Origin of the sequence: Acidisarcina polymorpha, from assembly GCF_003330725.1 — a bacterium.
GTDB lineage: Bacteria > Acidobacteriota > Terriglobia > Terriglobales > Acidobacteriaceae > Acidisarcina > Acidisarcina polymorpha.
In genome coordinates, this window is sequence record NZ_CP030840.1 from 5,779,746 (window position 1) to 5,795,075 (window position 15,330).

16 protein-coding genes are annotated in these 15,330 nt (G+C 58.7%); 6 read left to right on the forward strand and 10 right to left on the reverse strand.

Going from position 1 to position 15,330, the window contains the following annotated elements; genetic code table 11:
- Positions 1 to 42: 42 nt before the first annotated feature.
- The 3 genes from ACPOL_RS24600 to smpB all read right to left on the reverse strand — a co-directional run bounded on the left by ACPOL_RS24600 (position 43) and on the right by smpB (position 3,742).
- On the reverse strand, positions 43 to 1,557 hold the full coding sequence (locus ACPOL_RS24600; protein ID WP_114209397.1) for a leucyl aminopeptidase: 1,515 nt from the start codon (positions 1,555 to 1,557) through the stop codon (positions 43 to 45).
- Positions 1,558 to 1,637: 80 nt separating this feature from the next.
- On the reverse strand, positions 1,638 to 3,152 hold the full coding sequence (locus tag ACPOL_RS24605; protein ID WP_236657003.1) for a multicopper oxidase family protein: 1,515 nt from the start codon (positions 3,150 to 3,152) through the stop codon (positions 1,638 to 1,640).
- Between the two features lie 50 nt (positions 3,153 to 3,202).
- Positions 3,203 to 3,742, reverse strand: a complete 540-nt coding sequence (gene smpB / locus ACPOL_RS24610) for an SsrA-binding protein SmpB (RefSeq protein ID WP_114209398.1) — start codon at positions 3,740 to 3,742, stop codon at positions 3,203 to 3,205.
- A 133-nt stretch (positions 3,743 to 3,875) separates the two neighbouring features.
- On the opposite strand from smpB, the gene ACPOL_RS24615 reads away from it, so the two are divergent.
- The 3 genes from ACPOL_RS24615 to ACPOL_RS24625 are packed head-to-tail and all read left to right on the forward strand — an operon-like array spanning position 3,876 to position 7,294.
- Entirely contained in the window at positions 3,876 to 6,356 is a 2,481-nt protein-coding gene (locus ACPOL_RS24615; protein WP_236657565.1) for a cohesin domain-containing protein, read from the forward strand.
- 6 nt (positions 6,357 to 6,362) lie between these two features.
- A complete protein-coding gene (locus ACPOL_RS24620) occupies positions 6,363 to 6,863 on the forward strand; it encodes a type II secretion system protein (protein WP_114209399.1) in 501 nt (166 codons plus the stop codon).
- Between the two features lie 26 nt (positions 6,864 to 6,889).
- Entirely contained in the window at positions 6,890 to 7,294 is a 405-nt protein-coding gene (locus ACPOL_RS24625; protein ID WP_114211034.1) for a type II secretion system protein, read from the forward strand.
- A 40-nt stretch (positions 7,295 to 7,334) separates the two neighbouring features.
- Here the strand turns inward: ACPOL_RS24625 and yihA are convergent, their stop codons facing one another.
- The gene (gene yihA, locus ACPOL_RS24630; RefSeq protein WP_114209400.1) at positions 7,335 to 7,925 is read right to left on the reverse strand and encodes a ribosome biogenesis GTP-binding protein YihA/YsxC; all 591 of its coding nucleotides are present in this window, start codon (positions 7,923 to 7,925) and stop codon (positions 7,335 to 7,337) included.
- A 101-nt stretch (positions 7,926 to 8,026) separates the two neighbouring features.
- Here yihA and ACPOL_RS24635 point away from each other — a divergent pair, with 101 nt between their 5' ends.
- Positions 8,027 to 8,761: an SIR2 family NAD-dependent protein deacylase gene (locus ACPOL_RS24635; RefSeq protein WP_236657004.1), complete on the forward strand. Its 735-nt coding sequence runs from the start codon at positions 8,027 to 8,029 to the stop codon at positions 8,759 to 8,761.
- Here the strand turns inward: ACPOL_RS24635 and ACPOL_RS24640 are convergent.
- Positions 8,758 to 9,804, reverse strand: coding sequence for a 4Fe-4S dicluster domain-containing protein (locus ACPOL_RS24640; RefSeq protein WP_114209401.1), 1,047 nt, complete (start codon positions 9,802 to 9,804; stop codon positions 8,758 to 8,760). The two genes, ACPOL_RS24635 and ACPOL_RS24640, sit on opposite strands and share 4 nt — an antisense overlap.
- A 171-nt stretch (positions 9,805 to 9,975) precedes the next feature.
- On the opposite strand from ACPOL_RS24640, the gene ispG reads away from it, so the two are divergent.
- Entirely contained in the window at positions 9,976 to 11,226 is a 1,251-nt protein-coding gene (gene ispG / locus ACPOL_RS24645) for a flavodoxin-dependent (E)-4-hydroxy-3-methylbut-2-enyl-diphosphate synthase (protein WP_114209402.1), read from the forward strand.
- 293 nt (positions 11,227 to 11,519) lie between these two features.
- Entirely contained in the window at positions 11,520 to 12,020 is a 501-nt protein-coding gene (locus ACPOL_RS24650; protein ID WP_114209403.1) for a hypothetical protein, read from the forward strand.
- Positions 12,021 to 12,078: 58 nt separating this feature from the next.
- Here ACPOL_RS24650 and pqqE read toward each other — a convergent pair whose 3' ends face one another.
- The 5 genes from pqqE to pqqA all read right to left on the reverse strand — a co-directional run bounded on the left by pqqE (position 12,079) and on the right by pqqA (position 15,311).
- Positions 12,079 to 13,164, reverse strand: a complete 1,086-nt coding sequence (pqqE, locus tag ACPOL_RS24655; protein ID WP_114209404.1) for a pyrroloquinoline quinone biosynthesis protein PqqE — start codon at positions 13,162 to 13,164, stop codon at positions 12,079 to 12,081.
- A 102-nt stretch (positions 13,165 to 13,266) separates the two neighbouring features.
- On the reverse strand, positions 13,267 to 13,536 hold the full coding sequence (gene pqqD, locus ACPOL_RS24660; RefSeq protein ID WP_114209405.1) for a pyrroloquinoline quinone biosynthesis peptide chaperone PqqD: 270 nt from the start codon (positions 13,534 to 13,536) through the stop codon (positions 13,267 to 13,269).
- Between the two features lie 6 nt (positions 13,537 to 13,542).
- On the reverse strand, positions 13,543 to 14,331 hold the full coding sequence (pqqC, locus tag ACPOL_RS24665) for a pyrroloquinoline-quinone synthase PqqC (protein WP_114209406.1): 789 nt from the start codon (positions 14,329 to 14,331) through the stop codon (positions 13,543 to 13,545).
- Positions 14,316 to 15,221, reverse strand: coding sequence for a pyrroloquinoline quinone biosynthesis protein PqqB (pqqB, locus tag ACPOL_RS24670; protein WP_114209407.1), 906 nt, complete (start codon positions 15,219 to 15,221; stop codon positions 14,316 to 14,318). The genes pqqC and pqqB overlap by 16 nt, the downstream gene beginning before the upstream one ends.
- Positions 15,222 to 15,224: 3 nt before the next feature.
- Positions 15,225 to 15,311, reverse strand: coding sequence for a pyrroloquinoline quinone precursor peptide PqqA (gene pqqA / locus ACPOL_RS36530; RefSeq protein WP_114209408.1), 87 nt, complete (start codon positions 15,309 to 15,311; stop codon positions 15,225 to 15,227).
- Between the last annotated feature and the right edge of the window lie 19 nt (positions 15,312 to 15,330).

Sequence of the window (15,330 nt, forward strand, 5' to 3'; positions counted from 1 at the left end):
GTTTGAGGGGCCCACCTTGGGCTGGGCCCCTGGAGCTCTGCTCTAGCTGGAGTAACTCCGCACCCACTCCACCAACGTCCGCACCGGGGTTCCGCTCGGTCCCTTCGCCATCCACGGCTTTTGCTCTTCGAGCCAGGCAACACCAGCGATGTCAAGATGGATCCAGGGCGTTTCGCCGACGAACTCCTTCAAGAACATGGCTGCAGTAGTTGCTCCACCCCAACGGCTTCCACCGGTATTCATGATGTCCGCGATTTGAGACTTGATCTGGTCGCGATAATCATCCTCCTCGGGTAGCCGCCAGAAGCGATCGCCGGAGATCTTGGCGGCCTCGACGAAGTGGCTGTAGGCCTCCTCATTATTGGAGAAGACACCGGCATTGATCATGCCGAGCGCGACCACACAGGCTCCCGTGAGCGTGGCCGCATCGATAAGGTGGGTGACCCCAAGCTGTTGCGCATAGTGGAGCCCGTCAGCCAAGACCATGCGACCTTCGGCGTCGGTATTCATGACTTCGATCGTCTTGCCGGACATGGCGGTGACCACATCGCCGGGCTTATAGGCGCTGCCTGAGGGCATATTCTCGGCCGAGCAACAGACGCTGATGACTTTCACCTTCGGCTTAAGAAGCGCAATGGCACGCATAGCGCCGATCATCGCCCCTGCGCCGCCCATGTCGTACTTCATCTTTTCCATGCCTTCGGAGGGCTTGATCGAAATGCCGCCGGTATCGAAGGTGATGCCTTTGCCAATCAAACCAAGCACCGGTTCGGATGGCGCGCCCTCCGGTTCATACGTGAGCACAATCAGCGCTGGCGGCTGAACGGAGCCTTGGGAGACCGCCCAGAATGCCCCCATCTTCAACTCGTGGAGTTTTTCCGTTGAATAGACTTCGCACTTCAATCCAACTTCTTTGGCCATTTCGGCGGCGCGCTCTCCGAGGACGGTGGGAGTGAGCACATTGCCGGGTTCGTTGACGAGGGAGCGAGTGAAGTTCTGGGACTCACCCAGAATGACACCCTCGGCGAAGGCGGTTTCAAGGGCGGCCTTGTCTGCTTTCTGAGGAGCGATCACGCTTAGCGAATCGATACTCTGATCCTTCCTGTCGGAGCGATAAGTATCGGGGTCGAAATCGGCCAGCAGCGCCCCTTCAACGACCGAGCGGCCCCCCGGGCCAAGCGGCAGTAGTTCGGAATTCGGAATGACAATCGCCAATTCCCGGATGGCCCGCGGCTTGGAGAAGCGCACAGCAACGCCGGCGGCTTTACGGAGGTCGTTCACCGTCACCTTGCTGGACTTGCCCAGACCAACGACGAGCAGCCGCTTTGCTTGTAGACCCGAGGGAGAGTGGAGCAGCAGGGTCTCATTGGCCGAGCCTTTGAATTCGCCCGAGGTCAGCACATCCTGGGCGGCGGTGGTGAGCGCGGATTCGGTGGTGAGCAGGGCCAGTTCGGGTTTGGCGTCTTTGTCTTTGGAGGTGGAGTGATCGACAGCAAAGGCGACGAGCAGTTCGGTAGCGATAGCGGCGGCATCGCTAAAGTTCAGTTCGGTTTTCATGGTCCTCTTTTACGTGCTTTATTGACAAGTTTACTGACAAGCTCTATTAGAGCACTTCGCGATGGGTGTGAACTGAAGGCTCAGACATAATCGAAGAGCGTCATAAACCCGAAGTCCATGTGCAGCTGCTGGTGGCAGTGGAAGAGGGTGAGGCCGGGATTATCGGCCGTGAAGTCGATTTCGGCTTCCTGATAGCCGCCGAGCATGACGACGTCCTTGAGCACTCCCGATGTCGGCTGTCCGGCGATCCTGGTCAACTCGAAGCTATGGCGATGCAAGTGGATGGGGTGAATGTCGTCGCTGGCGTTGCTCATGCGGATTCGATAGCGCTTACCTTGCTTCAGGTGAAAGGACGGTTGCGCCGACATGGCGTCGCTCGACTCGCCGAAGGGATAAGCCACGCCATTGATCGCCCATCGGTTAAAGCCTTCGTAGGCGGCGTTTTGCTTGGCGAAGGTCATAGCGAAGACTTCTTCCGGCTGCTCGGCTGAGGGATCTGGATCCCCGAAGTGAGCGTAGTTCCAATGGAAGGGCTTAGGCGCAATCCATTGCGGTTTGCCTTTCGAACCCGCGTATTCGACGACGATGCCCATGCCGTGGCGGCGATCGTCATCGCCCGTGTCTCCCATGACCCAGACGCCGGGGTGGTCCATCTCGACGATGGCCGAGATGCGCTCCGCAGTGCCGAGCCAGAGCCCTGGCACTCGCACCGGCTTTGGCAGGGGATTGCCGTCCAGCGCCACCAGCGTGAACATATGGCCGGGAAGGGCGAGGCTGCGGATCTCTCCAGCGCTCCCATTCAACACGTGGAAGAGGACGCGTTCGCCGCGCTTGACGCGTATCGGATCGCCGTGGCCTAACATGCGTCCGTTGATGGTGAAAGAGCCATAACCAACCTCGTAGCCGTGCGGCATTCCTTGAGCGAGCGAGGCGTTCATCTCGCTTTCGCCTCGGTCTTTGAGCCTCTTCACGGTGGCAGACGGAGCGAGGAAATCCATTGCCATATCGCCGCCGCGGCTGAAAGTAGGTTCGAATTCCTTAAGAGTGAGAAAAACCTCGCGATCGTAGCGGCCGGGATTCTCCTTGGGTTCGATGTAAACCGGGCCGACCAGCCCGCTATATTGACCGGCGCTGAGGTCGCTGCCGGCGCGGACGTGGGTATGGTAGAAGCGAAACCCTGACGGTCTGGGGACAAACGAAATGCGGCAACTTCCATGAGGCGGGATGAAGGGAGTGCCTTCTTCAGCGGCGCCATCCACATCGGAGCCGATGGCTTGGCCGTGCCAGTGGAGTTGCTCAGGAGTGTCGGTCCGGTTGTGGACCTCGATCCTGGCTTGCTTGCCTTCCTGGAAGCGAAGCAGCGGGCCGGGGAATTGTCCGTTATAGGTTGTAACGGAGACGATGCGGTTGGGAGCGATCTCGATCGGGGTCTTGGCAATGGTAAGGGTATAGTCGGCTGACGCGCTCTCCGCGACACCCGTCGCCACTTGTGCGGCGCCGATCCTCGAGAACGGCGCTCTGCCAAGCAGGCAAGCGCCGGCCATTACGCTACCAGTGCGGAGAAGATCGCGACGGGAATAGCCCTCCGAAGCCATAGGTTCCTCGGGTTGATTTTGTCTGAAACGGGCGGCAGTAGCAATTCGGGTCAGCGAGCGTATTTGCCTTTGCTGTGGGCAATGGCGGCGCGTGCTTCGCGGTCGGCTTCGCGCCGCTTCTCGGTCTCCCGTTTGTCCCAATCCTGTTTACCCTTGGCCACGGCGAGTTCGCATTTGACCCGGCCATTGCGAAAATAGAGCCGGGTGGGAATGAGCGTAAAGCCTTTCAACTGCGTCTGTCCCGTTAGCTTCTCGATTTCGGTCTGGTGCAGCAGGAGTTTTCGAGTCCGCAGCGAATCATGATTCAAGGCGTTGCCGTGAGAATAGGGACCAATATGCGCGTTCAGCAGGAACGCCTCGCCGTCTTTGAGCAGACCGTAGGCGTCCTTCAGGTTGGCCTTGCCTTCGCGGATGGACTTGACCTCGGTCCCGCGAAGGGCGACTCCAGCCTCGAATTTGTCGAGCAGAAAGTAATTATGGCTGGCGGCACGGTTCTGCGCGGCATCGCGCTCGCCGGAAGCCACCGGGTCACGGGGCTTTGGTTTCTGCGAAGGAGCAGGGGAAGTCGTATGTGTCGATTGGCGGGCCATCGGAAGATCTCTGCTATTGAGCGAAAAAGGTCTAATTTCCAATGCTAGCATGCACCGTGTCGAATCGTGAGCAGACCCTCCGGGCGGGGCAGTTGCTGCCCCTGCCGATGGTATACTCGGGGAGCGAAGCTTGGTGAAAACAACGGAGTTGCCTGTGGATGGCAGCGAAGTCGAAGGGATCGAGAAGCTCCGATCCTGCGATGGCTGCGGAAGTGCCCGTCTCAATCTGGACCCTCTCGCCGCAACCCGGGCAGGCGGTGGAAATCGAACCTCTCTCTGGAGCTGCATGAGTCGCTTGAGTTTTTCGGACACGAAGTGGATTGTGGCCGTTTTGTTGCTTGTTGTCCTGTTCCTTGAGGGTCCAATCGGACCGCGGGCCTATGCGGAATCAGCGGCAAGCTTTTTTAAGAAAGCGCAGTCGGCCGAAGACCGGGACGATATCGATGCCGCCTACGATCTCTATACAAAGGCCTTTCAAAAATCACCGAAAGATTTGCGATATAAGACGGCCTATGAGCGCTCCCGCTTTTCGGCTGCGGCGATGCATACCAAGCGTGGGGAGCGGCTTCGCGATCAAGGCGACAATACCGGCGCTTTAACGGAATTTCTGCATGCGCTGGAGATCGACCCCGGATACGAACTCGCGCAACAAGATGTCGATGCAGCGCGGCGTACTATGGGCACCCCACAGGAACGGCAAGAGACCTCAGTCGGTCCGGTGGCAATGAGCGAGATGGGCGAGATGTCATCGCCGGTCAGGCTGCGGCCGATCTCGAACGAGCCGATCACGGTACACTCTGTCGAAGACAGCAAGATTATCTACCAGACGGTCGGCAAGCTGGCCGGGATCAATGTATTGTTCGATCCCGATTACAACGGCAAACGTGTCCAGGTCGATCTTTCGAATGTGTCGCTCTTCGATGCGCTGCATATCATCGGGACGATCTCCGGAACATTCTGGAGACCGATTACGTCCAACACGATCTTCGTTGCGCAAAACACTCGCGCGAAGCGGACTGAGCTCGACGAACAAGCGGTACAAACCTTTTATCTCTCGAATTCAGCTCAGCAGAACGATCTGAACGACATTCAAACAGCGTTGCGCAACGTGCTCACCAACGCCAAGCTGTACGGGGTACCGAGTCAGAATGCAATCGTGATGCGGGCGACTCCAGATGAACTGCTGCTCGCGCAAAAGCTGGTCAACGATCTTGACAAGGCGCGGCCGGAGGTCGTCGTCGACGTCGCTGTGCTCGAAGTGAACCGTAACAAGATGACGCAGATCGGTATCCAGCTGCCGCAAACCGCGTCGGTCACGATTACGACTCCGACGACGGCCACCTCTTCGACTAACACTACGACGGACACGACCGGTACTACCACGACCAACAACTTGACCCTGAATAACCTCGCGCATCTGAACGCCAATGACTTCGCCGTGACGCTCGGGACCGCTCAAGCCAATCTACTGTTGAGCGACAGCGATACCAAGGTGCTGCAGAACCCGCGTATCCGGGCGACAGACGGACAGCAGGCGACGCTGAAGATCGGTTCGCGTATTCCGATTGCAACGGGGTCATTCTCGAATGGCGTCGGCGGTTCGGCGCTCGGGGGTATCGGCGCTGTCCAGACGCAGTTCCAATACATTGACGTCGGCGTGAATATCGACATGAAGCCGACCATTCACTATGACCGTGATGTAACCCTGAAGCTCAAGATCGAGATCTCGTCCGAGAGTGGTCAGACTACCATCAGCGGAGTCACCGAGCCGATCATCAGCCAGCGCACCGTAGACCAGGTGATTCGTCTCCGAGAAGGCGAAGTGAATATGATCGGCGGCCTGCTGGACAAGGAAGAAAACAAGGCCGTTAGCGGCTGGCCGGGTCTCGGGGAACTACCAATCCTGAAATACATGTTCAGTACCATCACCAAAAGCAAGATCGATGATGAGATTGTGTTCCTGCTGATCCCCCACGTGGTGCGCGGAGCCCAGTTAAGTCCGCTGAACTTAGAGCAGATTGACACCGGCACCGGCAGCGCGGTAGAGATACGACGCAAACCGAGGACTGACGATGGAGTAGCACCGGTGGTAACGCCGGCCCCGACGGCATCGAACAGCAGTCCAGCCGGCGTGACTGGGCCAGTGGCGGCCGCGAGTGCTTTGGCGGCCATGCATCAGGAGGCGGAGACGAACACCGGCGCACCGGTGGCACTGCAGCTGACCACCCCCCCGACCCCGCCAAAGGTGGGTAGCAGCTTCCAGGTTGCGGTCAATCTGAATGGTGGGCATGACATCTTCTCCGTGCCTTTACAGGTGCAGTATGACCAGACCAAGTTGACGCTCATCAACGTCGATTCCGGCAATTTTCTGGGCGCCGACGGACAGGCGGTGGCGTTGGTGCATCGCGACGATGGGAACGGCGGCGTGGCGATCTCCGCATCGAGGCCTCCCGGCGTGGCCGGGGTCAACGGTTCCGGACCGGTTTGTCTGATGACGTTCCAGGCAAAGGCGCCCGGAGACGCTCCTATTGCGATTACCCGGCCGGGTGCAAAGAACAGCGCTCAGCAAGCGTTGCCGGTGACAGGTTCGCAGATCACCGTTCATGTTCAGTAGGCTCTTATGAGCGAAGCGTGGTTGAGATGGACCCAAAAGAGGTGCGTACGAGACGGCGAGCGCGGCTCGGAACGTGGCTTGACGCTGGTTGAATTGATTGTCACGGTCGCGATCCTGGCGATCGTCGCGTCTGCTGCGGTTCCGGTGACCCGCTTTGAGGTCAAGCGGGCAAAAGAGCGGGAACTCCGCTACGACCTGTGGCAGATGCGGGACGCGATCGACAAGTATAAGGACGCCGCCGATAAAGGCGCTTTTCAGACCAAGGTCGACAGCCAGAATTATCCCCCCGACATGGAAACGCTGGTTACCGGCGTCGATGTGCAGGGCAAGAAGCTGAAGTTCCTGCGGCGCATTCCGGTTGATCCGATGACGGGAAAAGCGGAGTGGGGATTGCGATCGATGCAGGACGACGCGACCAGCGATTCCTGGGGCGGTCAGAACGTCTTCGACGTGTACACGAAATCGGAAGGCACTGGGCTCGACGGCACCAAATACAAGGAATGGTAATCATGTTGGGCGGCATAGGGCGAAGGATGAGGGTTCGGCTAAAACGGCAGGACAGCGGCTTCACGCTTGTCGAGCTGATGATCGTGATGCTGATTATCGGGGTGCTTGCTGCGATCGCAATCCCGAGTTACATCTCCTCGCTGAAGAATGCCAAAGAGGCGGTACTCAAAGAGGATTTGCATGTACTGCGTCAGGCGATCGACGCCTACACCAACGACAAAGAGAAGGCCCCCCAGTCGCTCGATGACTTGGTGACGGCAGGATATCTCAAGTCCATTCCCATGGATCCGATGACCCACAGCAACACCACCTGGGTGACCGCGACCGACGATTCAGTACAGAGCCTTGATCAAACAGATGGTGGCGTGAACGACGTCCATAGCGGATCATCTGAAACCGGAAGCGACGGACAGGCGTACTCAACCTGGTGATCCCGAAGCATCATGCAGACGGGTCTTGCCAACGTCGCAGCTAGGCTTTCACGGCATTGATTTCGGCCCACACCTCGTTTATGCCACGACCTGTCTCGGCCGAACAGAGCAGCATCCGCTCGATTCCCAAACCTTCACGAAGCGTCTTCTCGGCCTTCACCCGGGCGTTCCCGGAGAGCCGGTCTGCCTTGGTCCCAACGACCAGAAAAGGCCTGCCTACGCTTGTAAGGAATTCGATCAACTGAGCATCGCTGCGCTGCACGGGAATGTTGCTGTCAACCAGGCAGATGCAGAGGGCGAGGGTTTCGCGGTTGGTCAGATAGGGATCGATGAAGCTGGGCCATTCAGCGGAGATAGACTTGGAAATTTTTGCGTATCCGTAACCGGGAAGATCGGCGAAGATCCAGCGAGGCTGCTGGCGGGTGGGACTGTCAGCGATTGCGAAAAAGTTAATCGCCCGGGTACGCCCTGGAGTTTGCGAGACCCGCGCCTCATCGGAGCCGAGCAGGGCATTGATCATGCTGGATTTCCCGACGTTCGAGCGGCCCAGAAAAGCGACCTCCGGGGCGGAGGGCTGAGGAAATTGCTCCGGTGCGAGAGCCGAGAGCAGGAATTTGGGATAGACACGCATCAGTATCTTTTCAGCTTACGCGATGGCTGGACGTGACCGCCTCTCCTTGAAGAGAATTGAAGATTGAGGTAGCAATCCTGGAAAGGGTAGGGCAGAAGAATATGACACCCATCCAAATCTCGACAGAAGATCGTGTCTTCGTGCTGACCGGCGCGGGCATCAGCGCAGAGAGCGGCCTGGCCACTTTTCGGGATAGCGATGGTCTTTGGAGCGGGCATCGGGTGGAGGACGTGGCTACTCCCGAAGCGTGGATCGCCGATCCCGAATTGGTATGGCGTTTCTATTCTCAGCGGCGCCGGGATGCGCGGCTGGCCGAGCCAAACCCCGCGCATCGGGCCCTCGCCGCCTTGGAATCTGCTATAGGCGATCGCTTTTTTCTCTGTACTCAGAACGTCGACGACCTCCACGAACGCGCCGGTTCGGTGCGCATGATTCACATGCATGGCCAGCTCTTTGAGTCGCGCTGCGAGGATGAGTGCGGCAGGCCAGTCTTCTCCGATGAGAAACACTATGATTCCCTCGCGACCATCGGTCGCTGCGCATGCGGTGCGCGAATTCGACCGCATATCGTCTGGTTTGGCGAGGTTCCTCTTGAGATGGAGACCATTCAGCGGGAGATCGAGCGCTGTACGGTCTTGCTGGTGGTAGGGACTTCGGGGGTAGTGTACCCGGCCGCCAGCTTTGTGCATTGGGCGAACCAACGGAATCGAGTGGGCCGCCAGCAGGTGCGCACCGTCTATGTGGGTCCTGAAGCTCCAGCGAACGCAGCCGCCTTCACTCAAGTTGTTCTGGGGAAGGCGGGAGACGTGCTGCCGGGCTTGTTCGAGTTCAGCTAGCGCGTCGTCTCGACAGCTTCCTCTTCGAAAGACTGCGAAGCCTCGAGTCGGCGCGCCATAGTGGCTAACAGCTTGGGGCGGGCGTCGGGGCGGGTCCACGGACATTCGGCAATGCAGATGCCGCAGGAGGAGGCTTCGGTGAAATACGGGATGCACTTGTCGAAGTCGACATACCAGCGGTCCTGGCCGCGGACCATCTGCTTTTCATCAGCTATCGCGGCTGGCGGGCAGGCGCGAGTGCAGACCTGGCAGGTCTTGCAGAATTCGTCGGCGCCGAACCGGTCGGGACCAGTGGCGACGAGCGGCATGTGCGTCGTGACCGCGGCGAGGCGCAATCCCGAGCCAAATTGGCGGCTGATCAGCGAGCCGTGCTTGCCGAGCTCGCCCAGGCCGGCGTCGATGGCTGGCGGAATATGGAGCAGCGCAGCAGCGCCGGAGCCGGGATATGGTTTCGCGTAGTAGCCCTGCGAACGAATCCAGTTGGCGAGCGCGTAGGAAGAGCGCATGCCGCGAGCATACTGGTCCGCGATGTCGATCATGCCGACTGAGTTGGTCTCGTCGGAGGGGACCTCCTTCAGGCGCTCGTAGTTGTGGGCGAGCTCCAGCACGATGACCCACGGCTCCTCGATCGTGTAGCCCGCGACGACATAGAGAGGATCCATCGGGGTCATGCCGACGGCGTCCGCCTCATGGGCAAGAGCGAAGGCGGTGGCCTGTGCGGTAAGTTCTTCGGGCGATGCTAGGTTGCGTGTTTCGCTCACGGGGACAAGTTCCGGAAAGTCATAAGCGGCCTTGAACGCTTCGTCGGAGCCGGGGCATTTGCGAAAATTTTGCCGCGCATAAGCTTGCAGTTCGCCGAAGGGGTGCATGTCGGGCGGATGCCAGAAGAAGGGGGAAGCCTGGCGCGGGGTTGTCTCGCCCACTCCGTTGATAGCGTTGCCGGAGGTCTTCAGCAGGGCGAGCGTTTCGGGCCTGGGGCGGTAGGTGCCCCGCTTGGGTCGCCTGGGATTGGTTTGGGTCGTAGCGGTTGCAGGTGTAGCCATGGCTTCTGTTTTCCCTGGGTTTAGCCGAGGTCGCTGAACGGCCTAAGTATAAGGGCAGAGTTTCCGGCAGGGATCACCCGAAAGGTTGAGCGCTCGCCGTGTTTGGCGCCAAGAATATACGCCCCACACTTCGGGCAGTCTCGGGGTTGTAAACTAGAAGTTCGAGGAATTATGCCGGAAATTTATCGCAGGAAGACGGTGACCACGACGATCGGCCGCATCCGAGTCGGTTCGGATGCGCCGGTCGTCGTCCAGTCCATGACCAACACAGACACCGCCGACATCCCAGGCACCATCCAGCAGGTAGCGGCGCTGGCGGCGGCTGGTTCGGAGCTGGTTCGGGTGACGGTGAATAACGATGAGGCGGCGATGGCCGTGCCTGCCATCGTCGATGGATTGGCGAAGCTCGGTATCGATGTCCCGATCATCGGCGACTTCCATTACAACGGGCATCTGCTGTTGAAGAAGTATCCCGAATGCGCACGGGCCTTGGCGAAGTACCGCATCAATCCCGGCAACGTCTCGATTGGACGCAAGGACGACGACAATTTCCGCACCATGATCGAATGCGCGGTCGAGAACCAGAAGCCGGTGAGGATTGGCGTCAACTGGGGTTCGCTCGACCAGGCGCTGCTGACCAGGATGATGGATGAGAACTCCCGTCTCGCAGAGCCGCTCGATGCCCGCGACGTGATGATGGAGGCGATGGTGGTCAGCGCGCTCGACTCAGCTGCCGCCGCCGAGCGCTATGGCTTGCGCCACGACCAGATAATTCTGAGTGCGAAGGTGAGCGGAGTTCGCGACCTGATCGACGTCTACGGTGTCCTGGCATCGCGCTGCGATTATCCGCTGCATCTGGGCCTGACCGAAGCAGGCATGGGCATGAAGGGAATCGTCGCGTCCGCAGCTGGGTTGGCTCCGCTGTTATTGCAGGGGATTGGCGACACCATTCGAGTTTCATTGACGCCGAAGCCGGGCGGCGATCGTTCCGAAGAGGTCCAGACGGCCCAACAGATCCTGCAATCGCTCTCTATCCGCAGTTTCACCCCTCAGGTGACTGCTTGCCCAGGTTGCGGGCGGACGACCAGCACCTTTTTCCAGGAGCTGGCACAGCAGATTCAGGGCTACTTGCGCGATACGATGCCGCAGTGGCGAGAGCGCTACGCCGGTGTCGAGGAGCTCAAAGTCGCGGTTATGGGCTGCATCGTCAACGGGCCCGGTGAATCGAAGCACGCCAACATCGGCATTTCTCTACCTGGCACAGCGGAAGAGCCAAAGGCTCCCGTCTACATCGATGGCCGGTTGGCGGTCACCTTGCGAGGCGAGACGATCATTCCGGACTTCAAGAGAATCCTGAATGAGTATGTGGACCATCGTTACGGGCATTCACCCGCTGAACAGCAGTTGGTTGAAGTGAGTTAAGAGCCTCTAGCGGGTGTGGATTTGGTCTATTCTGCAGGCTGCCGACCAGTCAGCTGCCTGTAAAGGAAATTTCACGCCAGTTAAAGCGCTTTTCCCAGATCGAATGGCGATCCCGTCCATAGGTATTCTCGAGCCCAGTCCTAGGCTACGGCCATTCCCTCCAGCTCGTACGGTAGAGTCGGATTCAACGTCATTTCCCGGATTGGATCTGGAAGCGTAATGACGTCCATTTCCTTCCATCGACACCGGGCACGGGCTGGTACGTTAGCATCACTCTCCTTCGAGGATGATCGATGCGGCGGAAGATGATCCTGTGCCTGGCATTTGGGGGCAGCGTTGTATCTACATTGACCAGCATGGCGGGTGAGAGGCCTTGTTACGAATCGGCCGAGGCTGGGCAGCACCTGAACCAGGATGTGTGCATTCGAGCTCACGTCTACGATGTCGTGGAACTCGCGGATGGGACCCGTTTCTTGGATGTTTGTAGCCCGGAAACAACCGATGCGGCTTGCCACTTCACCATCGTGAGCTTACGCCAGGACCGGAAAGGCGTGGGCGCTCTCGATCCTTTACATGGCCAGGAAATTGAAATTCGCGGAACCGTGCATTCGTTTGCCGACCGGTCGGGTATTGTTCTCAGCGACGTGCGCCAGCTGCACGGAGGGGCAGAGAAGTTTCGACCCAACCCGGCGCTACTCAAGGGGTTTTCCGCTGAGGATGGCAAAACAGCGTTTGAAGATCCGGCGTTTCGGAGCGGCGGCCATCACCACAAGACAAATGCGGGTGTGCCGTAACTTGAAAAGTGAGTTGAAGGTCTTAGGCTGTATTGGCTACGAATTCGCCAATCTTCCCCTACTGTCTCCAGATGGGGAGGACTTCGGGAGCCGAACTTCTCAGATGCTGCAGCAATCTGTGCTGCGGGCTGTAGCCGCAAACCGGATCGATTGCCTCGGCATCGCCCGTAAGCAGGTATGCCTGACAACGGCAGCCTCCAAAGTCCTTCTCTTTCCTCGCGCACGACAGGCAGGTCTCCGGCATCCACGCGTCACCTCGGAAGCGATTGAATGCTGAGGAGGAGCTCCATATCCAGGCAAGATCGTGTTCGCGAACGTTGTCAAAATGAAGGCCGGGAATCACCGCAGCGGCATGACAGGGCATTGCCTGGCCGGCCGGGTCGATGAGCATCATTTGCCGTCCCCAACCACCTACGCAGGCCTTGGGGAAGCTGGCGTAGTAGTCGGGAAAAACGGCTTCCAAATGGATCTTGCCTTTGAGGCGCTGCCGGGCCGCCTCGACGATGGGGATGGAGCGATCCACCTGCTCCTGGGTCGGCATCAGCAAGCTACGATTCTTGAGCGCCCATCCGTAGTACTGGACGTGGGCGATCTCCAATCGGTCTGGATTCAGCTCTTCGGCGAGAGTAATGAAGCTTTCCAGCCGGTCAAGATTCATGCGATGGACGACTAAATTAACTGTGAACGCCAGGGGAAAGCGTTTGAGCACGGGAACCAGGGCCAACTTGAGAGCATGTGCGCGAGTTCCGGCGATATGGTTGGCGGAGGCTTCGTCAATATCTTGAAAGCTAAGCTGCAAATGTTCGAGCCCGGATTGGACCAGAAGGGCGAGCCGCTCTTCCGTCAGCCCGACGCCGGAGGTGATCATGTTGACGTAAAGGCCCGCCTGGCGGGCAGCGACAATCAAATCTGGAAGATCTTTGCGAGCGAGTGGCTCTCCACCGGTGAGGTGCAGATGAAGGACGCCGAGCCGGGCAGCTTGTTGAAAGACGCGAACCCAGTCTTCGGTCGCGAGTTCTTTTTCGGTTCGCTGCATCTCAAGCGGGTTAGAGCAGTAGAGGCAGTGCAACGGACAGCGGTGGGTGACTTCAGCGATCAGCGAGAAGGGCTTGAAGGACGGCGGATTTGAATCGAGATTTGACATTGTGTTCTGAATCTCAGCCTGCGAATCCGAGATCGGCCCTCATATTTCTTGTTCTTTATCTTTGCTTCCTTGTTCTTAGTCCTTACCGCAATGTTTTAGGCCTTATTCACCGGACGCTCGAATGACGCCACGTTGCTCCATGCGGTTGAGGAGGCTGAGGACGTCCTCAGTCATTTGTTCCTGAGGCGCGCCGGTATATTGCTTGAGGAGCTCCGCGACGATTGCCGCGATATTTCGCCGACCGTCAAGATAGACGAGAACGTCTCGAGCTGGGCCTGCCAGGTTGAGCGTTCCTTCGGGTACGAGCAAGACCGGTTCAGTTCCATGGAGGCGGCAGCCAGGGGCAAATCGTGGTGTGGAATTCAAGTCCATATCAGCTTATCTCGTCTTTGAGGCAGCCGAAGATGACTCTCCGGGCACGAAACAGCCGGGAGGAATATACCCGGGCTCCACGTAGGCGTAATCGATGGCGTCCAGCTGTGCCCAGAGGATCTCGCATTTGCGCTCGAGGGCACGGATGACTTGCTGCTGTTCCGCCGCGGTCCTGGCATGGGTGGAGACGTAATCGAGCGCGAAGGCGGCGTCCTCGGGAGCCTGAGTGAGGCGTCCTTCGAAGTAGGCCAGGCCGGGAATCAGATAGGGATAGTGGAGCCTCATCTTGTCCATGCGCAGAGAGATGAGGTCGCGGGAAAAGAGTTCCGTCAGCGAGGAAGCCACGGCAACCAGCAGAGAACTGTCGCGAACCAGCGCGAGGTAAGCGTCGACCGCAAAGATGACGCCGGGAAGGATGCCGCGATAGGAAATTACCGAACTTCGGTCTAGACCAGTGGCTTCGGCGAGTTGAATCCACTTTTCAACTCCGCCGTAGCCGTCCTGATCGCCGTCATGATCGAGAATGCGTTTGCGCCAGGTGCGGCGAAACGCAGGATCGTCGCTTTTCGCCAGCAGCAGCGCATCTTTGATGGGAATGCGGCTTTGATAGTAATAGCGGTTGAGCGCCCAAGCCTGCAGCTGTCCTCGAGTCAGCTCACCTTGATGCATTCGTACATGAAACGGATGACGGTGGTGGTACCGGGCCTCGCCGACTGCCAGGAGGCGCGCACGTAGTTCCTGGCGCGAAAGCAGGTCGTCTTCAGTCGTGAGTGCGACAGCTAATTCAGTTGCCATCCGTCATGTCCTATCTCCCAACCGGCCTGGATGACCTGGTTGTATTCTGCGCTACGCGGGTCGAGAACGGGATTGGTGTTGTTAATGTGAACGAAGACTTTCTTGGGCTTCTTGATTTGGGAAAGGAGAGCGATGATGCCGTCATCCCCGCTCATTGGGATGTGTCCGATGCTCCGCGCCGAAGGGGTGCCTGCGTGGGTGCTACTCAACTCAGCATCGCTCCAGAAAGTCCCGTCGACCAGAATTACATCGCTGGTGGAATAGATTGCGAGGAGTTCTTCGGTGATCTTCGGCAGTGAGGGCGTGTAGGCGATGCGAAGCCCACTCGCTTCCAAGAGCAGCCCGAGGCTGGCCTGACCGTCCTGCGCTGGATTCACGTCGCGCGCATAAAACGGCAAAGATCCAGAAAGCGGGATCGCTCGACAGGTGATCTCGTGATCGAGCAGAAGCGGGTGATCGGGGGAGATCTCGACCCAGGTCAGTTGTTGGGGAACTCGATCCAGCATCCGAAAGAAAGTGTTCGCTTCCAGCACCTTCCGCACGAGGGAAGTGGCATAGATGGTGAGCGGCTGAAATTCGCGGAGAAGAAGGACGCCGAGCACCTGGTCTAGGTCGGCGCTGGTGAGCAAGATCCCATGCAGCGGCGTGTTTCGTTTGCCCAGAGCGGCTGATGGCTGGAGTTCGGGGTTGGCTTCGATTTGGTATCTGAGGTCGGGGCAAGCGTTGATCAGGAACCAATTCTCGCCATCACCCGAAAAGCTGGCTTGCAGTTGCATTCTTGGGGCGGTCAGTTGAGGCTGGGTCCGGGACAGTTGGCAAAGAGAACAGGCGCAGTTCCACTGGGGGAAGCCACCACCGGCAGCTGTCCCCAGCAGCTTGAATTTCAGCAAGGTTTAGACTTCCGCGGGGGCGTAGCAGTTGATCTCGCAGCCGAGGGTCACTTCTTCAAAATCAGGGCGTGTCCAGACTTTCGTTTCCATGTCGTTCTCCTGTCTAACG

Coding starts and splice junctions, on each gene's coding strand:
- ACPOL_RS24600 (WP_114209397.1), bottom strand. CDS start 1,557: ATGAAAACCGAACTGAACTTTAGCGATGCCGCCGCTATCGCTACCGAA.
- ACPOL_RS24605 (WP_236657003.1), bottom strand. CDS start 3,152: ATGGCTTCGGAGGGCTATTCCCGTCGCGATCTTCTCCGCACTGGTAGC.
- smpB (WP_114209398.1), bottom strand. CDS start 3,742: ATGGCCCGCCAATCGACACATACGACTTCCCCTGCTCCTTCGCAGAAA.
- ACPOL_RS24620 (WP_114209399.1), top strand. CDS start 6,363: ATGAGCGAAGCGTGGTTGAGATGGACCCAAAAGAGGTGCGTACGAGAC.
- ACPOL_RS24625 (WP_114211034.1), top strand. CDS start 6,890: ATGAGGGTTCGGCTAAAACGGCAGGACAGCGGCTTCACGCTTGTCGAG.
- yihA (WP_114209400.1), bottom strand. CDS start 7,925: ATGCGTGTCTATCCCAAATTCCTGCTCTCGGCTCTCGCACCGGAGCAA.
- ACPOL_RS24635 (WP_236657004.1), top strand. CDS start 8,027: ATGACACCCATCCAAATCTCGACAGAAGATCGTGTCTTCGTGCTGACC.
- ACPOL_RS24640 (WP_114209401.1), bottom strand. CDS start 9,804: ATGGCTACACCTGCAACCGCTACGACCCAAACCAATCCCAGGCGACCC.
- ispG (WP_114209402.1), top strand. CDS start 9,976: ATGCCGGAAATTTATCGCAGGAAGACGGTGACCACGACGATCGGCCGC.
- ACPOL_RS24650 (WP_114209403.1), top strand. CDS start 11,520: ATGCGGCGGAAGATGATCCTGTGCCTGGCATTTGGGGGCAGCGTTGTA.
- pqqE (WP_114209404.1), bottom strand. CDS start 13,164: ATGTCAAATCTCGATTCAAATCCGCCGTCCTTCAAGCCCTTCTCGCTG.
- pqqD (WP_114209405.1), bottom strand. CDS start 13,536: ATGGACTTGAATTCCACACCACGATTTGCCCCTGGCTGCCGCCTCCAT.
- pqqC (WP_114209406.1), bottom strand. CDS start 14,331: ATGGCAACTGAATTAGCTGTCGCACTCACGACTGAAGACGACCTGCTT.
- pqqA (WP_114209408.1), bottom strand. CDS start 15,311: ATGGAAACGAAAGTCTGGACACGCCCTGATTTTGAAGAAGTGACCCTC.